The organism is Microcystis aeruginosa LEGE 91341 (assembly GCF_015206885.1).
Classification (GTDB): domain Bacteria; phylum Cyanobacteriota; class Cyanobacteriia; order Cyanobacteriales; family Microcystaceae; genus Microcystis; species Microcystis aeruginosa_H.
The window spans coordinates 1-1,038 of sequence record NZ_JADEXY010000279.1; the positions used below are offsets into that span (position 1 = coordinate 1).

Genomic DNA, 1,038 nt, shown 5'->3' on the forward strand with positions numbered 1-1,038 from the left:
TATAGCAATTCTCTGACTCATGAGGTACAGTAGCAACAGTGAGTAAACCAATTGCGAATATCTTTTTGAGTAACTTCTAACATAGCTAATTCAATCCCTTCTATTAAGTCTTTGTAAGTTCTTGCCTTCAGTTTTCTTAATATCGCTTTGACTTTTGACCAAAAGTTTTCAATAGGAGAGAATTCGGGAGAATAAGGAGGTAAATAGATGAGTCTAGCTTTTTCTTGTTCGATTATTTCTCTGACCATTTCTCCGAGATGAATCTTGGCGTTATCCATGAGCAAACAGTCTCCTTCTTTAATTTTTGGCAGCACTTCCTTCAGAATAAATCCTTCAAATGTTACCGCATCCACTGCACCGTATATGTTAACTGATGCCACAACTTTTTCTAAGCTTATAGCAATAATTATTGAAATATTTCTCCCTCTTTTTTGTGGTTTTCTTCTCCGAGCTCTTTGGCCAATTAAGGCTCTAGCATAGAGTCTCAAAAGGGCTAAATTTACCCCCGATTCATCGATGAAAATTAGTTTTGATGCCTCAATTTCCCTAACTTCTGACCAGTATTCCACTCTTTTTTGCTGCACCCTGTCACTTTCTTTTTCCGCCGCGTGTAGTGTTTTTTTTTGAAACTGTAATTGAGTTTTTGCGTAAGCCGCCCCAGGGTGGCTCTACTGACTTTCACCTGTGTCTTTTCATACAGTAAGTCCGATAATTCTTCGAGAGTTGCATCATTGTTAGATTCGATGATTTCTATTAAAATTATCAGTTGTTCACTATTTAACTTGGTTGGCGGACTTCCCCCTTGTGGACGAGGACGGATATCTCCTGTTTCTTTATGTTGCTTCAATAACTTCTGAATAAAGCTTTTAGCCACGTCAAATCTCTGGGCTAGTCCTCGAATAGAAATTTTTTCTTTCTTCCAGACATCGATAATTTTTTGGCGAAAATCTACGGAATAGGGTCTCATAGGAAGCTGGCGAGTTCTATTATTTGTCTATTTGCTTTTCATTGTACCTCATAGCTCCAAGAATTGCTATA

At 37.9% G+C, this 1,038-nt stretch carries 1 protein-coding gene; it reads right to left on the reverse strand.

The genetic code is table 11. The features are described from left to right. Window positions 1-17 precede the first annotated feature (17 nt). Window positions 18-967, reverse strand: a protein-coding gene (locus tag IQ234_RS20855) for an IS630-like element ISMae26 family transposase (protein ID WP_193958465.1) whose coding sequence is annotated in 2 segments (ribosomal slippage) — window positions 18-625 and window positions 625-967 — 951 coding nt in all. Because the reading frame shifts where the segments join, the coding sequence is not laid out codon by codon here. Window positions 968-1,038: the final 71 nt, after the last annotated feature.